Genomic DNA, 19975 nt, shown 5'->3' with positions numbered 1-19975 from the left:
CTGATTTTCATTTACAATTTGAAAATCAGTAAGGTTTTATTTTGTTACTGTATCATTAACACTCTTCATCAATTATTCTATCGCTATTACTCATTCGAATTTCCTTCTTTAATGATGCTTACACTTCCCTTGGCTTTTTTCCCTGTTACAGTAGCCTTGTATGTACCACTTTCACCGATTGTAACTTTAAAGGAGCTTGTCTCTACATCGTTTCCTTCATACACGGGTTCTTCTCCCTCTTTCTGAAGGGACACATTTACTTTCCCTGACTTACTAACGATATCAAAATCAACGATATCTCCTTCTTCTAATTCTAACAGTTGATAATCCGTTGTGTTTAAAATTAAATAGTCCATAATAAATTGATCTTTATTGCCTGTTCGGCTTCCATTAAAGGTAGATGTTGATGTGTATGATGAACACGCGGAAAGTAGCAATACAAGAGATGCAAGTAAGGATATGGCTTTTATTTTCTTCATGATAGATTTCTCCTTGAATAATGTCTAATTTTAGATTTTTTATAATTCTATCATATAGCTCTTGTTTTTTCCAGTGTTTTCTTAGGAATTAGGAACTGTTACAAGTCAAATTTTTCGAATTATCTTTTTCCTAATCGTCTGTTAAATTCATCGTAATTCGTTGTATCTCTAGGAACACAATACACCGCAAATTCTATCGTTAAGAAATCATACTGATACTCTTTTACCACCTCTGCCATTGCTTCTGCAACTACACGAGGAGGGTTGGAAAATGCTCCACAACCAAACGCCCCTAGAATCACTACATCTTCCTGCTCTTTTTTTGCAATATCAAGAATCCGCCTCATCCTCTTTACGTGTATCTCTTTTAGCTCACGGTCAGTTACTCGAATTGGTTTACTCCCACCACCTGGATTCATCGCATTGTTTGGACGTTCTCGAAGATTTGGTGCTGCGCAAGTAATGATATCTACGTTATACCACTTATCTTCCTCTAGCAATTCTGGAACCATCGTATCTGACTTAAATACAACAACCTCTGGTGTATAGATGCAGTCATCATTATATGTCACATTAAGTTTTTCTTCCTTTAGCATCTGTCTGTGATAATTATGGAATTCTCTTACTACCTTACTCTCACTAATATTAAAATATAGCGTACTGCATCGGCAGATTGCCTCCTCCTGTGCATTCGATCCTCTTGTCACTCCGCCTCCTGGATTTGTTGCGGAGGCAAAATTATGTACACATACCTTCTGCCCTGTATAAGCACTTGCTGCTTCAAGACTTCTCTTTTTTGATACAATTATTTTACATGGTTCTTCAAAACGCTGGGTGTTTGTCGTTTCTAATACATCGGTTTCTTTTATGATGTATTGTCTTGCACTTGAGTTTTGAAGTGCATCTTTTAATTTGGGATTTGTCTTAACTAGGTTTTCGGTGTGTTGAAATACTTCTATGTTTTTTCTTTTTTGTTGAACATAAGGTTTCCTCATTTCTGAATTGTATTATCGCTCACTTTATCGCTCATTTTCAATTTTATTTCAAATTTATAATAGTCGACTTTTTTATCTTCTCAACCACCCCTCTATCCGCCTCTAACCAATCAACACTATCTAACATGTCCTTTGTCAACCACCTTGCTGCCTTATGCTCTTTCAATACTAAATCTCCTGATATAACCTTACAGATAAAGCAATCCATAGAAAGATGGAACTTAGGATAATCATATTCAACTGTTTCTAACAATTCCCCAACTTCAATCTCAGTATCTAGTTCCTCTTTTATCTCACGTACCAATGCATCTTGAGGAGTTTCACCTTGTTCAACTTTTCCGCCCGGAAACTCCCAACCATCTTTAAATTCTCCGTATCCACGTTGTGTTGCAAACACTTTATCTTCATGAATAATAATTGCAGCTACTACTTTACATATTTTCATTCGTTCCTCCATTAACCATTTACAATGTATTCATAAATATCTTCGCGCACTGGCGTATCAAGTAACCATTCAATCTCCACTGCTGTTTTTTCTGTATTTACCATTATAAATTCCTTTACTTGTCCTGTTGCCTTCATGCGTCCAAGATAGTAAAACTCTTTTGAAATCTTATCATCCTTATTTTTTCGAACAAATAATTCCACTTTAATCTCTCGTTGCTCTGCATATAAAAAGTTTTGAACATCTTCCGATTCCTTTGTCCTGCTTTGTTTAGAAATCGCAATCAACTTATTGGTACTGACAAAATGATCTTCGTATTTTATAGTATCCTGAATATCTTCTCTCTTATCATAGTTGATAAACACAGGAAAAGTTTGTGTTTGCTTGTCGTATTTGTATCCACCAATATTTAAAGGCACCTCATTGTTTTTCCATTCCAGCAATCTACATACATCTTCATATGTATACTTCTGATAAAGCACAAAATTGGTATCTTGATATCGGTTGCTGTAATTAACTTTGTAACGTTCAATACCAAACGCTACTAACTCCTTTAAGATTTCATAGAATGCTGGATTCTCTAACATTTTCTCAAATGAATCCGAGATACGGAAATCTCCTGTCTGGTTGTCTTTTTGTATAAATACACACTCTGAATATGTTTGCTTTCCTGTACCTACTGGAAATTCATTTGTCATTACATTTACCACATTCTCTACTGACTTATCTTGTAACGAAATTCCATATTCACTACTTAAAGATTTCTTTAGCATTCCAATTAAACCATGATGATGCATCAGTGTTCGCTTCAATAACTCCAACTCATGAATTCTCTTACCACTTGCTAATTTCTTTGATACAAATTCAATTGCCTTCTCTTCTGCATCGGATAAACGTATTGCATAATCCTTTTCGTATTTTACAAGGAATTTGTAATAGGAACCGAGACTACTATTATCGAAAATCCGTAAAACATCCATTTCTCCATACTTATCAAAATCCTGCAACTTTGGAATATGTCCTAACTTGTTTTTTAGATTTTTATAGTTTTCTTTTATCAATTTAATATCACTAAAATTAGCTGTATCAATAGCCGCAAATATTCTCTTCTTTGAAATTTCATCAAAATGAATGGTAGAAGAACCGGGAATAATACGTTCACCTTCCAGTACATATCGACGAATATTATCTTTGTTGTAACTTCGGTCACCTGACAATGCAATCGGAATCATAAAGTTATTCTTGTAATTACCAATAAAATCAAGAATAACTACATACTCTTTTCCGTTTGCTTTTCGCAATCCACGTCCAAGTTGTTGGACAAATACTACAGGGGATTCTGTTGGACGGAGCATAATTACCTGATTAATTTCTGGTATATCTACACCTTCATTGAAAATATCGACAGTAAAAATATAATCCAATTTGTTCTCTATATCATCTGATACTAATCTCTCAATTGCTAATTCCCTTTTTTCCTGACTATCCTCACCTGTTAATGCGATTGTTTGATATCCGTGATTATTAAATTTATCACTTAGAGTGCTTGCCTCTTTCTTTGAACTGCAAAAGACTAATCCTTTCACTCTTTCTCCGCTATATCCGTAGTATTCCATTTGCTCTATCACATAATTTACACGAGTATCCGAGGTTAGCTTATTAAAATTAAGTAATCCTGTTTTTTCATCTACTGCTTCACCATCAATGTTTAATTCCGTGATTCCAAAATAATGGAACGGACAAAGAAGATTCTCTTCCAATGCTTGTTGAAGACGTATTTCATATGCAATATTGTGATTAAATGCCTGATACACGTCATAGTTATCTGTCCTCTCCGGAGATGCTGTCATTCCAAGCCAAAACTCAGGTTCGAAGTACTCCATTATATTCTGATAACTTGCCGCACCAACTCTATGCGCTTCATCTATGATAATAAACTCGAATTCATTCTTACCAAAACATTCAAGCGTTTCTGGTTTTGCCATCATTTGCATTGTTGAAAAAAGATAGTCTACTTCATAGTCCTTTGAATTACCCGAAAGTAAACCGAATGTTTTTATGTTTCCAAATACTTTTTTATAACTGGCAATTGCCTGTTTCGCAATCTGTTCTCTATGAACTAAAAATAATGCTTTCTTAGGATTTTCTTCACGTAAAGCAAAGGCAGAAGCATATGTTTTTCCCGTTCCTGTTGCAGATATTAATAAAGCACGTTTTTCTCCTGCCTCATGAATTTTCTGCAGATTTACAATAAAAGCTGTCTGCATAGCGTTTGGCTGCAATCGGTATTGCTCTATAGAAGGAATCTCTGCTGCTTTTGCAATAGTGCGTTGCTTTTTTATAGCATTATATTTTGCAGTATATTCTTCGATAAATTCTTCATAACTCTGAGTAGACTCCGAATTCCACAACTGATTGAATTCTGAAATAATATCTTGGGTATATTCCCCTTGTGTGGTCGATACAATTTTTGTATTCCACTCTTTATTCGTAGTAAGTGCACTTAATGTCATATTGGAACTTCCAACAATGATTCGATAGATTTCATCTCTCTTAAAAATATATCCCTTTGTATGAAAACCTTCTTGTGCGTTATTAGTAGTATACATCTTTAATGTAATATTTCTTAACTCAGATAACTTTTTAAGTGCCTTTGGTTCACTAAAATTCAGATAATCAGTTGTTAGAATGCACCCTGAGACATTTCTATTTTCTAATTCCTTTAAAGTCTGCAAGATAGGTGTAATTCCACTCATCGTAATAAATGCTACACTAATAGAAAATTCTTGGCACCTTAATAGTTCATCTTCAATCGATGAGATTACTTTACGTCCTTCTTTATAATTATTCGATACAAACTCTGGCTTATACGCTAAATTTGATGCTACATTTGTATCAATAAAAGCAGTTGCAAATCCTTGTTGTAACTGTTCCTCTATTTGATTATCCATTATTATTTCTCCCCTAGCCTAAGTATCGTTCCCTAAAACATATTAATCTGCTTTATTCTTTGTTTAAAACTATTTTAACACAATATATTTCCAATAACAAACAATATCAAAAATGAAAAACAACTGGTTAAGATTATAAGTTACTATTTATACAAGCAAATTTACTTAACATCATTGATTTTCTGTTGTTTCTAAATACCTATGCTGCTTTTCTTTCATTTTCAACATTTTATTCAATTATTCATCGACAACCTCCTTTTCGCTCTGTATAATTATGGTATGTACAACACCAAAATACACAAAAACATAAGGAGAATTCTAACTATGAATAAAAAAGATAAAATCAAACAATTCCTTATAATCCTTTGTTCCTTACTAGCTGGATTTGCTATTGGTTTTCTACTTTCCAACCGTATGCTGGCAATGGGCGAGGCTGGGTTATCTTTTGGAACAGTCATGCTTTTACCATTATTGGGAATATTCCTATCCTTTGTCTTTCAACTTATCATTCATGAAGCTGGGCACTTATTTGGTGGTCTGCTAACAGGCTATCACTTTAATTCCTTTCGTATTGGAAGTTTTATGTTGCTAAAGAAAGATAAGAAATTACATCTTCGTAAACTATCATTAGCTGGCACAGGTGGACAATGCCTAATGGGACCACCAGATAAAACAGATGAAAATACCCCATATGCGTTATATCTTTTAGGTGGGGTTCTATTCAACCTAATTACTTCTATCTTGTCTGGAGTAATTGCTTTTTTTACCCCTGATACTTCTATCCTCTCGTATCTATGTATGGTTTTTTCCGTGACTGGTATTGCTTTTGCTGTAACAAATGGAATCCCATTGCGTCTAACACTTGTACATAATGATGGATATGATGTTTTTTCACTAAGAAAGAATCCAGAAGCATTACGTTACTTTTTTGTACAATTAAAGATTGGGGAACAGATGGCACTAGGAACTCGCCTTCAGAATATGCCAGAAGAATGGTTCTTCATTCCATCTGATGCTATGTTGAAAAATTCTTTAATTGCTACGATTCGTGTTTTTAACTGCAACCGCCTTTTGGATCAAAAGCAATTTGAAGTGGCTGATATGGAGATAGAACGCCTCTTTCAAATGGATGCAAATATCGTTGGAGTACACCGTAAACTTCTGATTAACGATCAAATCTACTGCGAGCTAATTGGACAAAACCGACCAGCACGACTAGTAAAATTGTTTACAAGAGATCAGAAGAAATTTCTAAAACGTATGAAAAATTCTCCTTCTGTTCTACGAACACATTATGTTTATGCGTTAGTTGGCAATAACAATACGAAGAAAGCCAAACAAATTAAACGTCGTTTTGAGAAAACTGCCAAGAGCTATCCGTATCCGTCAGAAATTATTGCTGAACGTGAATTGATGGAGTATGCCGTTCAACATTTGTAATAATATAGTAAGATAAACAAGGGCGGCATTCAGAAACAAATCGAATGCCGCCCTTGCTTATATCATTTTTATTATTCAAAATTAAATCCTACTCCGCTTTCCTACTCCACAGATTTCCAAATCCAATATCCATACTCTTCCTCTAATGTATAAAGAACATTTCCCATATCATCATATGCTGTTGCCACTACATCATTTGTAATACCAATATCGGATGTTTCAAACGTTACGATATGAAATCCTTTCTGCGTAATCGATTCTATTTTCGTTTCTCCAAAGACTGTTACCTCTACACTCTTTATTCTTTCATCATTAACCACATAAGAAAATAGTTGAATTCCGTCATTATACGACCAGTGAAACAATGCTCCTGCCATCTCTATTCCATTCTTTCCTTCAGTTTCAAAAAATTTCGGCCAACTTAAACAAGTATCATTAACTTTCCAGCCGAGCCATGCTTTTTTAACTAAGACAACATCATAGCAACTGTAGCTATCGTATATATAAAATTTCCAAGTATTCCATTCATAACTGCCAAGTAATTTTGATTTGTAGTTCAATCGCCCGCTTATATCTGCCGCACTTTGAGGATTCATTCGATATCCTTGGGCGTAATTAATACTTAGGAAAACACAAATGTAAACAAATAGTGCAATTATCGCTACTCGAATACTCTTTCTCTTCCTAAGCTTTTTTGCTAAAACAGAATACTTCATTTCTGACTCGCCACTTGCACCATCAAGTGAGATATCTTTATTCAGTAAATTATAATAGTTCAGACATTCCTTGCATTCTGCTAAATGTTCTATCACAACCTGCTCACTAGTTTCCGTTGCTGACTTATCCAAGCAAAGTGGCATAATGTCTTTCACCATATCGCATTTATATTTCATAGCCATACTCCTCCTTCAATCGTTTTTGGATTTTTACTTTTGCTCTTGAGAAAAGTACCTTTACTGTTGCGTCCTTTAAGTCCAATAATATGCCGATTTCCTTATATGGTAATTCTCCAAACAACCGATACTCTACAATATTCCTGTCCCTTTCCTCAAGTTCTTGAATTATCTTTTTAATATGCATGCCTATTATTTTTTCCTCTACAATCGCACTTACTGCTTTTACTTCTTGATTCACATCTACTTTGGCTTTCATATTATTTTGTTTGATCTGCGCTCTAACATGCGAATAATAGATGTTTTTTGCAATCTGACATAACCAAGATTTCACTTCACACTCTCCCCGAAATCGTCCAAAGGAAACAAATGCTTGATAGAAACTTTCTTGTGTTAATTCTTCTGCTGCACTATCATCATATCCAGATAGTTTTAGCAAAAAATGATAGACATCTTTTTGATATAGCGTATATATCTCTTCAAATTCTTTCATCACCCCTTCTCCTTTCATCTATTAGTCGTCGTTTCTGCTAAAAGGTAACAAGGAAATTTTAGTTTGTAGTTATCCTATTATTACTTTCTATTATTATTTTCTATCTTGAACTCTTTCTTTGCAAATAAAAGACCTCATAGAAAGCACATTTGCTCTACAAGGTCTTGGTTTTCCCTCTCTTCTGTCTATTAAATCATCAGTATTTTTTATGTTCCCTGTACGCATCATCTATTACCTTCCTAACCCCATCATAATCCTCCCATGAAAATGCGATTCCATAAACACTTTTCTTTATCTTCTCTTCTACAAAATCACTATAATCAGCCATATATTTATCTATATAATAACGATCTACAAATTCCAAAACTTCCTCACAGATATCACCTCGTGAAAGAACCTCATCACAATTATCTGTCAAGAATTCCTTTCCTGTCATTTTTCTTTCCTTAACAAGTTTTAAATCTTCTTTAAAAAAGTCTTCACCATCACCAAAATAAAAATCATTTTCAATTAACCATGTTACGAAAAAAGCAATATGATTTCCGGCATACTCCCAAATTCTCGCATTATCTTCGTCGGTAAGCTCCTCTTGCGTCTTGTTCTGCTCTTCACAAAATCTTTCACTGGCTGAATCCCAGTACCATTCAGACTTATCATATTCGAATTTTTTGTTTCGTTCATTCTCATTATTATGTTCTTGCTTCTTAATTTCTGCTTTCTCTTTTACTTTTTTTCTACCTTTTGTTAATCCCCATAACATTATAATTTCCCTCCTACGCAAATTTTCCTTATTAATGCATTCCTCATTGTTGCTTTCCATCAAACTAAACTTTATTTAGCAAACGCTTCCCAACCCATTGCATTTTCAATATCCTCAATGGCATCATTAATTGTTGCTATGTTATCACCCTTAGTAATTCTTTTCTCCTCTAAAATAATGGGTTCTATAATATCTCTACCCAACTTTACCGCTCCTTGCTAATATAATATGCTGCGATAAGGTTTCATTATCTGTTGAAATATGGTAAACTAATTATTGTAACCAATGTATACTACGGATTGCTACACATGATTATTTGTCCTAGTATCATTATATTGTGTGGGAAATTTCACCTCATAATATAACAATCTTATTCTACGAAAGGATATTATAAAATTATGACGAACAAATACCCGATACACCCAGATTTTGAAGCAATCGGAAAAATATTGGAACCTGTTTTAGCAGGCGACCAAGTAGTTACTCAGGCTATGATTGAACAGTTTTTCACTGAGTGGAATAACAATACTTCCGATGAAGAGATTAAAGTTACTAAGATGTCTATCCCTAGTTATGACGATGTACAAATCGATCTACAAATTATGGAGCCACAAACCATTTCTGATCAACCAGCTCCTTGTTTGGTTTACTATCATGGAGGTGGCTTTATCTTACCAATAAATCCATTCCAACTTGCACTTCTTCGTGAATATATTCTTGGAACAGGCTGCAAAGTTGTATGTGTAGATTACCGACTTGCACCAGCTGTTGCCTTTCCAGTCCCTGTAGAAGATTGCTACCAAACTCTATTGTGGACATATCAAAATGCTACTTCTTTGGGTATTGATAAGCAAAAAATAGTTTTAGCTGGTGATAGTGCTGGTGGTTCCTTCGCTGCTGCCGTTTCTTTAATGGCAAGGGATAAAAATGGTCCTAAAACCGCAGGACAAATGCTTATTTATCCTACAACCGATGCCAGATTAGAAACAGAATCTATGAAGACATTTATTGATACTCCTGTTTGGAATGCTCCTGCTACAGATATGGTTTACAAACTCTATATGCGAGATGGTGACCAAGGACTTCGTGCCTACAGCTCTCCTTTAGAAGCTGATTCCTTTGCTGATCTACCACAAGCTTATGTAGAAGTCACAGAATTCGATTGTCTCCGCGATGAAGGAATTCTTTATGCAGAAGCACTTCAAAAAGCTGGTGTCGCTACAATTCTGAATAAAACAAAGGGTACAGTACATGCTTACGACTATGCACTTGAAAATGAGCTTACGAAAGAAGGTCTTTCTCATCGTATCCAATTTCTAAAACAGATTTTTGGTTGTAGTGACAGATAATTATCGATTACCAAATACATAAATTTAGATATTACGAATGAAATACACTTATCATGACTCGGAAGAGCTGTCTACTGTGATAGCTTTTCCGTTTTTTGTTATCTCACTTGAAATGTGATTTTCTATTCTAGCTTTTCTTGATTTTCTATCTTTTAGTATGATTACGATACCAATTGCCGTAAGCGCCATCTCCAATATAAGAGTCACTATAAAACCTCTTATACGGCTTCCTTTTGTGACTGCCCATTGTACCTCATAGGGATTATCCGTATAGTAAAATATAGAGATTTTATCTCCCTTACTCAATGAAGAGATCGTATCGTTTTGTTTCAAATCTTGTGTGTATGAGATACCATTTACTTGATAGGTGATTTGCACAAAGGATGTGTATGTAGTCTTTTTATATCTATGCTTGCTACCACCAGTTCTACGCGTACCCGTTGGTATCACCTCTACCTCATTTACAACAGCAACTTCTTCCTTTGACGTTTTATTAAACTTCGAGTATGAATATTCTGAATCTATGTTTACAATACAAGCATATACTCCAGCAAAAACGAAGAGTACACCAATTGCACGATAAAACGATATCGTCTCAATAATCGGTAGCTTCCCTAATACATACATAATCCATAATATTCCGACGATTAAAATGGCTATGAACAGTACGATATCCTTCCAAATGTACTTGCCCTCTACAGTCGTATATATTTCATTTGTATTGTCTCGGTTATAGTAAATATTTGTTTTTTCTCCTTTATACATGCCGTCTCTATACGTAACAATTCCTGTGTACTCCACACGTTCATGATTATATTTCACTGTTACAATATAATCTATATCTATAAGTCCCCTACTATTTTCTGAATATTCTCGCTCTATCTCAGCGATTGTTCCAGTCGTTTTTGATGCCGTCTTTTTTAAATCCTCATAGGAAATATATTCGTCTATTGTACCAATAATCGCCAATACAGCAAACAGTATACAGGCAATTCCTAATAAAGTGATTAAAATTTTTTTCATAATAGACCTCATTTCCATTCCCGTTTTACTTTTTTTACATTATTTCGTCCTAATGATATACTAAGTAAAATGAGTATTACTCCTGCTCCAGAAGACCAAGCCAAGGAAACCGTATCATCTGTTGCAATGCTTCGATCTCTTGGTGTTATCGTATTCGGATTATTAGGATTGTATAATATAGCTATTTCCTCGCCAATGTACCTTCCATAATTTTGAATACTCAGGTGATTATTATAGAACACATCATCTACTGTATATTTGACATAAACTTTAGTACTAATGCTCCTATTTTTCCCTCTAGTACTAATCTCCGTTACAATTGCCGTTGTTTCTAAACCATTCTGCATAAGTGCTTCTTTATTAATGAAATTCATTACGTTGATTACAATGATTCCAATACCAACGATTATTCCAATAATATTTTTCAAACCAAAGTTGGACATTATTGACTCCCTCAAAATACAAATTATATTACCTGTTCAAATGACACAAGTTTTCAATAGCAACCATATTATATCATGTTTTTTGGTGATAGAAAATATTAATTACTACACAGCAGTTTTAGGTATAGGAGATATCGTGGACATCGTTACTACACAGCATTAGCCTTCACATTCACATCACTAAAACATCGTAAAAGCAAAAAAACTCCTCCACTCCTATAAAATATAAGAGTGAAGGAGTACTTGTTCTTACTACCTTTTTTACCAAAACCAAGCTTATGTATCACAATTGCCGTAGCTTATGCCAGCAATTAATCATATGTTCGTTAAAATTAATCCTGTGGCAAATTATTAATCAAATGGCAAGCTGCCTCATGCACAGGAATCACAGAATCCTCTCCAAAGGTAGTTGCGTATACCAATATCGTTTTGTCAGGATACATAACATAATATGTTGTTTGATACATAGTAATTGTTTCATTGCTACGCATAAAATCAACAATATAAATGTAACTGCCATTATTATTCCAAACAGAAAACTTCAAATCAGAAAGTCCACCCATTTTACTAAAAGTACTGACAATCATAGAAGCAAAAAAATCTTTCTGTATACTCTCCAAGGAATAATCATATGCAGCACCACCATATAGTGGTTCTTCTGATATTTCAACTGCTACATGGCTATTAAATCTAAAGTTCTCTTGATCCACCTCTGGTGGCACAAAAAACGCACCATTTAAGAGACCATATTCAGTACCATCAACCACGCCCCACTCCTCTGGAATGTTTACAGAATACTCACCGAGTTTTACTGCGGTATCCTTCCATTCGGCAGTATCATCATAAGATACATACTCGATATCGATTGGTAGTGATGATGAATCGTCATGTTCTGCTGTTATATTATTATCAGGGTTTGCTTCTGTTTTATCCTTTTCTGACGTTTCATTTTCAGTTTTTGATATTTCATTGTTTTGATTCGTAACAGAAGATTCTGTATTAGAATCCTTTGAAATTTTAACATTACACGCTGATAAGAGCAATATACTACATACTATAACTCCAAAAATTATTTTCTTCACAATATCCTCCTATTTCGTAGTTTATTATGTCCATTATGTAAATCTAGCTATCTGACTATCATTGTGGCAATTTATGTAGAAAAATCACCAATGAAAGTATAGCATATTCAGACCCTATAATCAATCTTGCCCCCAAGTAACAAGTTTGCTTTTTCAGTATAATAAAGAAGAAATGTGTTTTCCTCTGCTGACAGCATACTAAGCATGATCATCAAAACCATTTGCATTTCATAACAAAGTTTCCTGCGTCAAAATATCCTGCCTTACCATAATATTTTTCATGCATTTCATCTTTTACAGCCTGCAGTTCTATTCCTGCTCCACCTTTTTCTTTCACCTTTTTCTCTAATTCACTAAGCAATATACTTCCATATCCTTTATTCTGTTCCTTATGAGAAATAATAATCTCTTCTAATGTATATGCAACAATGTCATCATACTGCTTGAAATAACCCATTACAAATCCAATTACATTCTCTTCTTCATCTCTCATAATGAGTGAAAAAGAATCGTCCATTCTAACTACCTGCTGTATCCGCTTTCTCGCTGTTTCTACCGTCCAGCAGCCACCTTCATATTCATTATAGTGTTCTATGTACATGGGAAGAATTATTTTGATATCGTCTAGAAACATTTCAGTTATTTTCATGTGCTACTCCCTTTCTACCTAACTAATTTGACCAACTATAGCGTTTCGTAACAAGAATAAGAACCTCGTAGGGGCATAACATTTCTTGAAAATATTATGCCCCTATTACACAATTAACACTTGCTTATGCTTGTTTTTTCGCCTTAAAAAACTTAAATACAACTGCTGCCAAAGCCGCTCCAACGAATGGTCCTACGATAAATACCCATACATTTGTAAGTGCATCTCCACCTGCAAAAAGTGCTGGTCCAATGCTTCGAGCTGGGTTTACAGACGTACCAGTAAGTGGAATACCTACTATATGCACAAATGTAAGAGTCAAACCAATTACAATTCCTGCAACGCTGCTTTTGCTTTCATCAGAAGTAACACCTAAAATTGTAAAAACAAAGAAGAATGTTAGAATGATTTCTATGATAATTGCACCACCAACACCACCAGCATTTGCGATACCATTAGAACCAATGTTAATATGCCAATGAATTCAGCAATATATTTTTGCATTTTTGCCATAAAATACACCTTCCATTTCTTAAATTTTTATAAAATTCATTATTAGTTTATCATGTTCAATACATAATTACAATGACAGCATATTGCTTAATTTGTACATACATGACAGCCATGAACTGTTAAAAACACATTATGCTTTGGGCATACTGGGAACCCTTTTAAAATTTGGTCATATAAATCTAGCTCTGTGGCTTCAATCCAAGCGTTAATTTCATCAACATTAATGTCACTTTGTACCATTCGTAATATTAATGATTCAAAATCAATTATTTTCTCCAATAACAATTCCATACATGGTTCATAGTCTAATGTTTCCCAGCCTAATTTAGTTTTCATTCCTTTTATAACAGACAAAACAAACATACGGTTATTATCAAAATCATTGTAATCCCAAGGCATATCACCTATATCAAAACCTACAGTCCCATTGCCAACAACAGCCTGATTCTTTTCTAAAACAAAAACCATTATCATTTTTTCTCTTTCGGTTTTTGCCAATCTTGACCCACTTAACCCAAAGACATCTAAAAACACGCTTGTCAGCCCGTTACTCATATGAACATTTATCTTGGTTATTCTTTCAATATATATACTATTTGACATTTTTTATCCTCATGAAATTAATTTTTCTTTATTATGTCTCATCACACCCTATTACAGAATATCAGACTTGTTTCATTTCATTATTCAGCTCCACAAATTTAAAGTGGTCTAGTTATTTATACCCAAATACAATGTATGTTTTTTCATTTTCATCATATTCATAAGGTATATTATATTCTGTTAGTACAGACAATAACTGCTCTTCTATATCTATTGTGATAGTTTTAGGCTCCATCAAACGTCCTTGATATTCATATTCTTTATATGTTGGCTTAAACTTCATCCATTCAATTATTATCGGATCAATATGATTAATATCCTCATCACCGCATATGGACCAAAAGACTCTTGGTTCTATATCGTCCAAAAAAGTCTTATACATTAATGGAATATCCTTCATATTCGTATTTATCTCATGCAGTAATTCTTTCCATTTTGTATGATTCATATAACTTGTAAGTCCACGTTTTTCAACAAGTATTCTTGTTTGTTCTTTCATCGTTTTCTTTTTATTGTACCGTCCACGTTCTATATCATCTATCAAATGTTGCATATGCAAGATACATTCCTTGTCAACTTTAGAAAAACAGTAACTACTTGATATTTTTTGTTTATCACGTATAACATAATACCACATTGGTGTTAGAATTCTTTTTGACATTGTTACTACGAAATGAATATCTCCTTTCCATCGAACATCAAAAACTTTTCCAAATTGTTCACCAGCAAAAGGTATCTTTATTGGCTCAATAATTCCGCTGTAAACATTTAGAGAATTCGTGAACTCCTTATATATAAATTGAAAATGCTCTTGCATATTCATTTCTTCTCTTTGCTTCCTGTATATATCCATTCAAATCCTCCTGTTTGTCTTAAAATCTAATGAATAGTGATGTCCGTATTTCTTTTCTATGTGGCTTTTTTCTATTACAATATCTTGAATAAACCATTTTTCTTTATGATTTAAATACCACTTTTTAAAAGAACTACATTTTGCGTCCATATATACACCTCTATAATTTCTAATTTTCATCTATACGTTCTGCAATGCTCATACTACTATTATATTTCATATTAGTATAAAAGTACATTTTTCCAAAACAAAAGATACTCTTCTCTCTAAGATTAACTGTTCGTTTCTTATCGTTCTTAATCTATTGAATTACAGCATCTGTTTTATACATCATGATTTCTTTGCAAAATTTATAACCATTTTACGATGTACAATCTATAGCGCTTTCATTTCATCTGAAAATTTATTTGAGGTATTGTTATTGGTGTTCCTTTGATTTATCATAAGATTAGCACCTACCTCCCTTAAACACTGTATTTATGCGGATGTAAAACTCTTTTGACATACTTAAATCATGCTATGTCAAAGCACTTTGATAGACGCTTTTTCTTTAATCCATTATGCTGAATACAGGTCAAGAGAACCCATAAGAAAGGAGGACACCCCTTGGAGCTTCATACCCAAATAAAGAAATATCGAACCACTATGAACTTATCACAAGAAGAACTGGCAGAAAAAATCTATGTTACCAGACAGACTATTTCCAACTGGGAAAACAATAAAAATTATCCCGACATTCATAGTCTTCTTTTACTAAGTTCATTGTTCAACATATCTCTTGATCAATTGATTAAAGGAGATATCGAAATTATGAAAGAAGAAATTGACAAAAACGAATTAAAGAAATTCTATCACGATGGTACAATATTTACAATTTTATTATTACTATCCATCTTATCGGCTGTTCCCCTATCTGCATTCTTCAGTTATTATGGCTTGCTTATATCTGCTGTAATATGGGGAATATCCATGTATTATGCTTGTAGGATTGAAAAATACAAAAAAAGCAACAATATTCAGACCTATAGAGAAATCATATCCTTTACAGAAGGAAAACGATTAGATGAGATTGAAAAAGCAGAAGAATATGGAAAGCGTCCTTACCAAAAAGTATTCTCAGCTTTTCTCTGTGCTGTTATAGCCTTTGTAGTTTGTCTATTATTCACTTGGTTGCTGAAATCTTTTGTTTTGTAAAAAGCCTTCTAGTTCTGCAAATTTGAAGTTATCAAAGTGTTGCCACTGAGAGCATTATATATACAACCCTTTTCAAATCAACTATTTTCAGAAAACAACATTAAAGTTGCTTTCTGAAAATAGCATTAAATACATATATCTCCAAATTCTCCACCAAAATATTTACACGCAAAATGCCATCATTAATGTAAAAATAAGACTTTGAAACTTTGTTTTCGTCATTGCCTTTCCTCCTTCCTTTTTTGCGATTAAAAAAACACTAAATATCATCAAAGCCTTCAGACGTTCAGCTCAAACAATATTTAGTGTCGATTTTTCATATATTCTTTTCTTATTTCAATTTTATTCTTACTATTGACTCCAAGACTTTCTTCCTACTCCAAGTAATTACCCACTGGTGAGGTATTATACTGCTTTTTAATCTCCATAATCACAGAACCATCGTCTTGACGTTCTTCTGATAAGATTTTATATTTTGTTCTCGATTTTTCCAAGCTCCCTTTATACTTTAATACCTCCTGGTCAACCATTTTTACTGCATAGTCATGTCCGAGATCCTCTTTCAACATGAAATGCAATGTTTGCGTAATACACGCTGCTTTCACACGCTTCATCTTTATCATCCTCCATAATTAGTTATTATTTTGAAACGATACAGAATTGACGAATAAAAATAGAATCTTACCATATGGCGTCAAATAACGATTTTATTGTTTACTCTGTAATTACTTGATCATTTTCAACTCATATTTTAACATTTTTCAAAACGAAATGTCAGTCTTTTTTTCACAAAAATCTTCTATCATCTGGTGAATTTCATTTTTCAGGTAGAAGTTGAATATCATGCTTATTTTTTAACAGTATTAGCAACGGAACTATTTCTCTTAGTTAAGAAATAATGCAAGTATGGCAGGTAATCTCAAAGACCACCTGCCACATAAAATAATATTTATTAAATTGGTTTTATTCAAACTCGGCAAGTTCACTTTTGTACTTAAATGTATTTGTTTAAGTATCGTATGGGAAATGCCTCTTTTTTATCTCAATTACACATCTTATTCTGGCTTACTGATTTTCTGTTGCCAAAGTGTTGCCACGTTTTTATCTGATTACTGCTGACTGTACCTAACAGCAATATCTGAGGATCAAAGTTGCTCACAAATCTGATTTACTGATTTGTGTTATCTTCTGTATAAGGACAATGCTTCTTTCGTGTCTCTTTCAGCATATGCCGAGCGTGCCCTTCTCCTTGTTCGGCAAGTGGGCATCCACCAATTTCTGGCGAGCAGACCACTCGCTTAATTTCCGTCAATGCTTCAAGCTCTCTAGTCAGTTCGTGTAGCACACCACACTGCACCTCGTAATGCATGAAATAGCCACGCTTTTCACCGACCAGCAAACCTGCTTCCCGAAGCACTTTGAGATGTTGGGATACAGTCGCTTCAGAAAGTTGCAACTTCCACGCTAGCGCACGCACACAGTAGGTACGCTCCAAAAGCAATGACAGCAGTTTCATGCGGGAATCATCAGCCAACGCTTTCAGTACCAATAATTTATCCATTCCAATCCCCCTATCCTACTATTTTACAATCCAATGAATTAAATGTATCATAAATCTTTAATCAGGTCAACGACGAATTGTATTTTAATTCGCTATTGACCTAATTGATTTAATGTGTTATATTTAATTTGGTAATTACCTAATCAAAATACAGGAGGCGTTTTATGTACACCAATTCCAAATGTCCTTTGGGGCTAAATGATGCGGAAACCAAAAATTTCCAAAGAAAATTTAATTGCAGTGCCATATCCAACAACAAAGAGGACGCTCCGAGTTGCTTTTCTGGTCACAGACCGTCATTCGCCTGTATAGGCAGAGAAAGTATGTGCGAAAAGATGCGGGAACATACCCAGCCATCAGGTTGCGTACCCCCATGCAAAAGATGATTTCCAGCAGGTAGAAAGTAAGGACAGCATTTAGCTGTCCTCGCTTTCTGTATTATTGATCTATCCATCGTCTTAGCTCCCGTAGAGGAAAGCCGAATGTAAGGCCATGGTCTTACGAATTTGCTAACATAACCGCCAGCGAATCCATGTAGTCCCGCCAGTATACGATCTTCCGGTCTTTGATGGTGACAATGGAGCAAAACCGATTGTCGTATGCTTTACCGCTGGGAACTGTTCCATGGACTTCGTACTCCAATACAACAACACCGCCTTCCGCCTTGTAAACTCTAAGATTATCGGCGGAATGAAGCTCGTTCGAGTATCCTTCAAACCATTTCATATAGGCGTCGCGACTCTCAAATCTGTTTGTAAATCCGGGAAAATTATACAGAAAATCAAAAACTGCGTTCTCCGCAACTGTATCCCCAAACCACTCGCCGTCCACCTCACCTTTCAATCCCTCCATAACAATGTTAAAAAAAGGTTCCGTTCCTTTTTTATACTTTTTCTTGTTGTCCATGTGTGTACCTCCTTATAATTTGTATGGTTATCGTGTAATTACATTTACAGAATAACATAGAAACCACGACATCTATGTGTCGTGGTTTTGTGGTATAATAAAAATTATTACGGAGGTAGTCACTATGAAAATGGACAGGATGATTTCTATTATTATGATTTTATTGGAACGCAGACGGGTAAGCATACCTGAACTGGCGAAGATATGCGAGGTTACGACACGGACTATACAACGCGATTTGGACGCCATCAATCAGGCGGGTGTTCCAATTGTATCCTATCCTGGCGTTGGGGGCGGTGTAGGCATCATGTAAAACTATAAGTTGGAAAAACAGCTCTTTTCAACGGCAGATGTTACGCCCCTGTTAATGGGCCTTAGCAGCATTCGTACGACACGGTCAGGAGATGAGGTGGTAGGTACACTGGCGAAGATCAAAGGTTTTATACCGGAGGAACAGCGTAAAACCATTGAATTAAAAGCCGGCCGCTTCGTCATCGACACATCTCCTTGGGTTGGAAGCAGCCATAGCATAGAGCTTGCTAATCTGCTGGAAACGGCGATGGAGAAAACCTGCCTAGTACACTTTGCCTACAGCGACCATAAGTTGAGCCAAACCATTCGAACAGTGGAACCATATCGTTTGATTCTGAAAGTTATGAGCTGGTATCTTGAGGGATATTGCTTGAAGCGGAAGGATTTTCGCATTTTCAAGTTATCCCGTATGTCAGAGGTGGCACTGATAGACGAAAGATTTGAGCCTCGTCCATTTAATCCGCAGCCACTGCTGCAACCCGCTTTTCCAGAAGCAGAAAAAGCCTTGCCTGCTCTTCTGCGCATCCACGAAAGGGCAATTGACCCTATTATTGACGAGTTTGGTCCAGACTGTATTGAACAAGAAAGTGAAAACACTTGGCTTGCAAGGGTTTTTGTTCTCGACAACGAGCAGGGCTACAAGTCTTTGCTTAAATTAGGGGCAGATTGTGAATGCCTTGCGCCTGAATGTCTGCGTGAAAATTTTGTCCAATATCTGGCGCAGCTTTCATCAGTTTACGCACCGCCTATTCCGGAGCGCGGAGAGGGATAACACCTTACACTGCTATATTTCTATTATTTACAAATTCCCGCTATTATGCTATCCCTTTACCATGGCGTGCTTTTTATTGACATGGCAACAAAAGATTTGCTATAGAAGGCAAAATACCCATATTTTAAATATGACAGGCAATCGTAAAGACTACCTGTCATATAAAATAATCTGTATTAAGTTGGTATTATTCAAACTCGCAAGGTTCTTTGTAATTCTTCTATTACTTTTCTTCATCTATACATTGCAGTATAGATAA

General features: G+C 34.9%; 25 protein-coding genes. 6 read left to right on the top strand and 19 right to left on the bottom strand.

Annotated features, from left to right (window positions below):
* Window positions 1–86 precede the first annotated feature (86 nt).
* The 4 genes from RMR19_RS00240 to RMR19_RS00225 all read right to left on the bottom strand — a co-directional run bounded on the left by RMR19_RS00240 (window position 87) and on the right by RMR19_RS00225 (window position 4870).
* Complete coding sequence (locus RMR19_RS00240) at window positions 87–479, bottom strand: hypothetical protein (protein WP_310601540.1); 393 nt, start codon at window positions 477–479, stop codon at window positions 87–89.
* A 119-nt stretch (window positions 480–598) separates the two neighbouring features.
* On the bottom strand, window positions 599–1474 hold the full coding sequence (locus RMR19_RS00235) for a TIGR02452 family protein (RefSeq protein ID WP_310601539.1): 876 nt from the start codon (window positions 1472–1474) through the stop codon (window positions 599–601).
* Window positions 1475–1517: 43 nt separating this feature from the next.
* Entirely contained in the window at window positions 1518–1919 is a 402-nt protein-coding gene (locus RMR19_RS00230) for a (deoxy)nucleoside triphosphate pyrophosphohydrolase (protein ID WP_310601538.1), read from the bottom strand.
* A gap of 11 nt (window positions 1920–1930) precedes the next feature.
* Window positions 1931–4870 carry a DEAD/DEAH box helicase gene (locus RMR19_RS00225; RefSeq protein ID WP_310601537.1) on the bottom strand — a complete coding sequence of 980 codons (2940 nt, stop codon included), beginning with the start codon at window positions 4868–4870 and terminating at the stop codon, window positions 1931–1933.
* A gap of 324 nt (window positions 4871–5194) precedes the next feature.
* On the opposite strand from RMR19_RS00225, the gene RMR19_RS00220 reads away from it, so the two are divergent.
* Window positions 5195–6310 (top strand): site-2 protease family protein, encoded by a 1116-nt coding sequence (locus RMR19_RS00220; protein ID WP_310601536.1) that lies wholly within the window; start codon window positions 5195–5197, stop codon window positions 6308–6310.
* Window positions 6311–6411: 101 nt separating this feature from the next.
* Here RMR19_RS00220 and RMR19_RS00215 read toward each other — a convergent pair whose 3' ends face one another.
* The 4 genes from RMR19_RS00215 to RMR19_RS00200 all read right to left on the bottom strand — a co-directional run bounded on the left by RMR19_RS00215 (window position 6412) and on the right by RMR19_RS00200 (window position 8659).
* Window positions 6412–7203, bottom strand: coding sequence for a zf-HC2 domain-containing protein (locus tag RMR19_RS00215; protein WP_310601535.1), 792 nt, complete (start codon window positions 7201–7203; stop codon window positions 6412–6414).
* Entirely contained in the window at window positions 7193–7696 is a 504-nt protein-coding gene (locus RMR19_RS00210) for an RNA polymerase sigma factor (protein WP_310601534.1), read from the bottom strand. The genes RMR19_RS00215 and RMR19_RS00210 overlap by 11 nt, the downstream gene beginning before the upstream one ends.
* Before the next feature lie 196 nt (window positions 7697–7892).
* Window positions 7893–8456: a DUF7832 domain-containing protein gene (locus tag RMR19_RS00205; protein WP_310601533.1), complete on the bottom strand. Its 564-nt coding sequence runs from the start codon at window positions 8454–8456 to the stop codon at window positions 7893–7895.
* Between the two features lie 71 nt (window positions 8457–8527).
* Window positions 8528–8659: a hypothetical protein gene (locus RMR19_RS00200; RefSeq protein WP_310601532.1), complete on the bottom strand. Its 132-nt coding sequence runs from the start codon at window positions 8657–8659 to the stop codon at window positions 8528–8530.
* 195 nt (window positions 8660–8854) lie between these two features.
* Between RMR19_RS00200 and RMR19_RS00195 the strand changes: the two genes are divergently transcribed.
* Complete coding sequence (locus tag RMR19_RS00195) at window positions 8855–9805, top strand: alpha/beta hydrolase (protein WP_310601531.1); 951 nt, start codon at window positions 8855–8857, stop codon at window positions 9803–9805.
* A gap of 51 nt (window positions 9806–9856) precedes the next feature.
* Here RMR19_RS00195 and RMR19_RS00190 read toward each other — a convergent pair whose 3' ends face one another.
* The 5 genes from RMR19_RS00190 to RMR19_RS00170 form a co-directional block, all read right to left on the bottom strand.
* Window positions 9857–10828 (bottom strand): DUF3592 domain-containing protein, encoded by a 972-nt coding sequence (locus tag RMR19_RS00190; RefSeq protein ID WP_310601530.1) that lies wholly within the window; start codon window positions 10826–10828, stop codon window positions 9857–9859.
* Between the two features lie 8 nt (window positions 10829–10836).
* Complete coding sequence (locus tag RMR19_RS00185) at window positions 10837–11271, bottom strand: DUF3592 domain-containing protein (RefSeq protein WP_310601529.1); 435 nt, start codon at window positions 11269–11271, stop codon at window positions 10837–10839.
* A 332-nt stretch (window positions 11272–11603) separates the two neighbouring features.
* A complete protein-coding gene (locus tag RMR19_RS00180; RefSeq protein ID WP_310601528.1) occupies window positions 11604–12353 on the bottom strand; it encodes a hypothetical protein in 750 nt (249 codons plus the stop codon).
* 211 nt (window positions 12354–12564) lie between these two features.
* Window positions 12565–13002, bottom strand: a complete 438-nt coding sequence (locus RMR19_RS00175) for a GNAT family N-acetyltransferase (RefSeq protein ID WP_310601527.1) — start codon at window positions 13000–13002, stop codon at window positions 12565–12567.
* Window positions 13003–13126: 124 nt separating this feature from the next.
* Complete coding sequence (locus RMR19_RS00170) at window positions 13127–13408, bottom strand: aquaporin (protein WP_310601587.1); 282 nt, start codon at window positions 13406–13408, stop codon at window positions 13127–13129.
* Between RMR19_RS00170 and RMR19_RS00165 the strand changes: the two genes are divergently transcribed.
* The gene (locus RMR19_RS00165) at window positions 13353–13484 is read left to right on the top strand and encodes a hypothetical protein (protein ID WP_310601526.1); all 132 of its coding nucleotides are present in this window, start codon (window positions 13353–13355) and stop codon (window positions 13482–13484) included. The genes RMR19_RS00170 and RMR19_RS00165 overlap by 56 nt on opposite strands.
* A 118-nt stretch (window positions 13485–13602) precedes the next feature.
* Here RMR19_RS00165 and RMR19_RS00160 read toward each other — a convergent pair whose 3' ends face one another.
* The 3 genes from RMR19_RS00160 to RMR19_RS00150 form a co-directional block, all read right to left on the bottom strand.
* Complete coding sequence (locus RMR19_RS00160) at window positions 13603–14118, bottom strand: hypothetical protein (RefSeq protein ID WP_310601525.1); 516 nt, start codon at window positions 14116–14118, stop codon at window positions 13603–13605.
* 112 nt (window positions 14119–14230) lie between these two features.
* Window positions 14231–14971, bottom strand: coding sequence for a DUF6678 family protein (locus RMR19_RS00155; protein WP_310601524.1), 741 nt, complete (start codon window positions 14969–14971; stop codon window positions 14231–14233).
* Window positions 14972–15151, bottom strand: coding sequence for a hypothetical protein (locus tag RMR19_RS00150; RefSeq protein WP_310601523.1), 180 nt, complete (start codon window positions 15149–15151; stop codon window positions 14972–14974).
* Window positions 15152–15577: 426 nt separating this feature from the next.
* On the opposite strand from RMR19_RS00150, the gene RMR19_RS00145 reads away from it, so the two are divergent.
* Entirely contained in the window at window positions 15578–16165 is a 588-nt protein-coding gene (locus RMR19_RS00145; RefSeq protein WP_310601522.1) for a helix-turn-helix transcriptional regulator, read from the top strand.
* 374 nt (window positions 16166–16539) lie between these two features.
* Here the strand turns inward: RMR19_RS00145 and RMR19_RS00140 are convergent, their stop codons facing one another.
* The 3 genes from RMR19_RS00140 to RMR19_RS00130 all read right to left on the bottom strand — a co-directional run bounded on the left by RMR19_RS00140 (window position 16540) and on the right by RMR19_RS00130 (window position 18632).
* Window positions 16540–16779: a hypothetical protein gene (locus RMR19_RS00140; RefSeq protein WP_310601521.1), complete on the bottom strand. Its 240-nt coding sequence runs from the start codon at window positions 16777–16779 to the stop codon at window positions 16540–16542.
* Between the two features lie 554 nt (window positions 16780–17333).
* On the bottom strand, window positions 17334–17726 hold the full coding sequence (locus RMR19_RS00135; protein WP_310601520.1) for an ArsR/SmtB family transcription factor: 393 nt from the start codon (window positions 17724–17726) through the stop codon (window positions 17334–17336).
* Between the two features lie 498 nt (window positions 17727–18224).
* Window positions 18225–18632 (bottom strand): nuclear transport factor 2 family protein, encoded by a 408-nt coding sequence (locus RMR19_RS00130; RefSeq protein ID WP_310601519.1) that lies wholly within the window; start codon window positions 18630–18632, stop codon window positions 18225–18227.
* 124 nt (window positions 18633–18756) lie between these two features.
* On the opposite strand from RMR19_RS00130, the gene RMR19_RS00125 reads away from it, so the two are divergent.
* Together RMR19_RS00125 and RMR19_RS00120 are read left to right on the top strand one after the other, a co-directional pair.
* Window positions 18757–18945, top strand: a complete 189-nt coding sequence (locus tag RMR19_RS00125) for a helix-turn-helix transcriptional regulator (RefSeq protein ID WP_310601518.1) — start codon at window positions 18757–18759, stop codon at window positions 18943–18945.
* Between the two features lie 9 nt (window positions 18946–18954).
* A complete protein-coding gene (locus RMR19_RS00120; protein ID WP_310601517.1) occupies window positions 18955–19716 on the top strand; it encodes a helix-turn-helix transcriptional regulator in 762 nt (253 codons plus the stop codon).
* Window positions 19717–19975 lie beyond the last annotated feature (259 nt).

It is taken from the genome of Anaerosporobacter sp. (assembly GCF_031551385.1).
In the GTDB taxonomy this organism is placed as follows: Bacteria; Bacillota; Clostridia; order Lachnospirales; family Lachnospiraceae; genus Anaerosporobacter.
The sequence above is the reverse complement of the archived record's forward strand: the minus strand, read 5'-3'. Positions and strand labels throughout refer to the sequence as shown.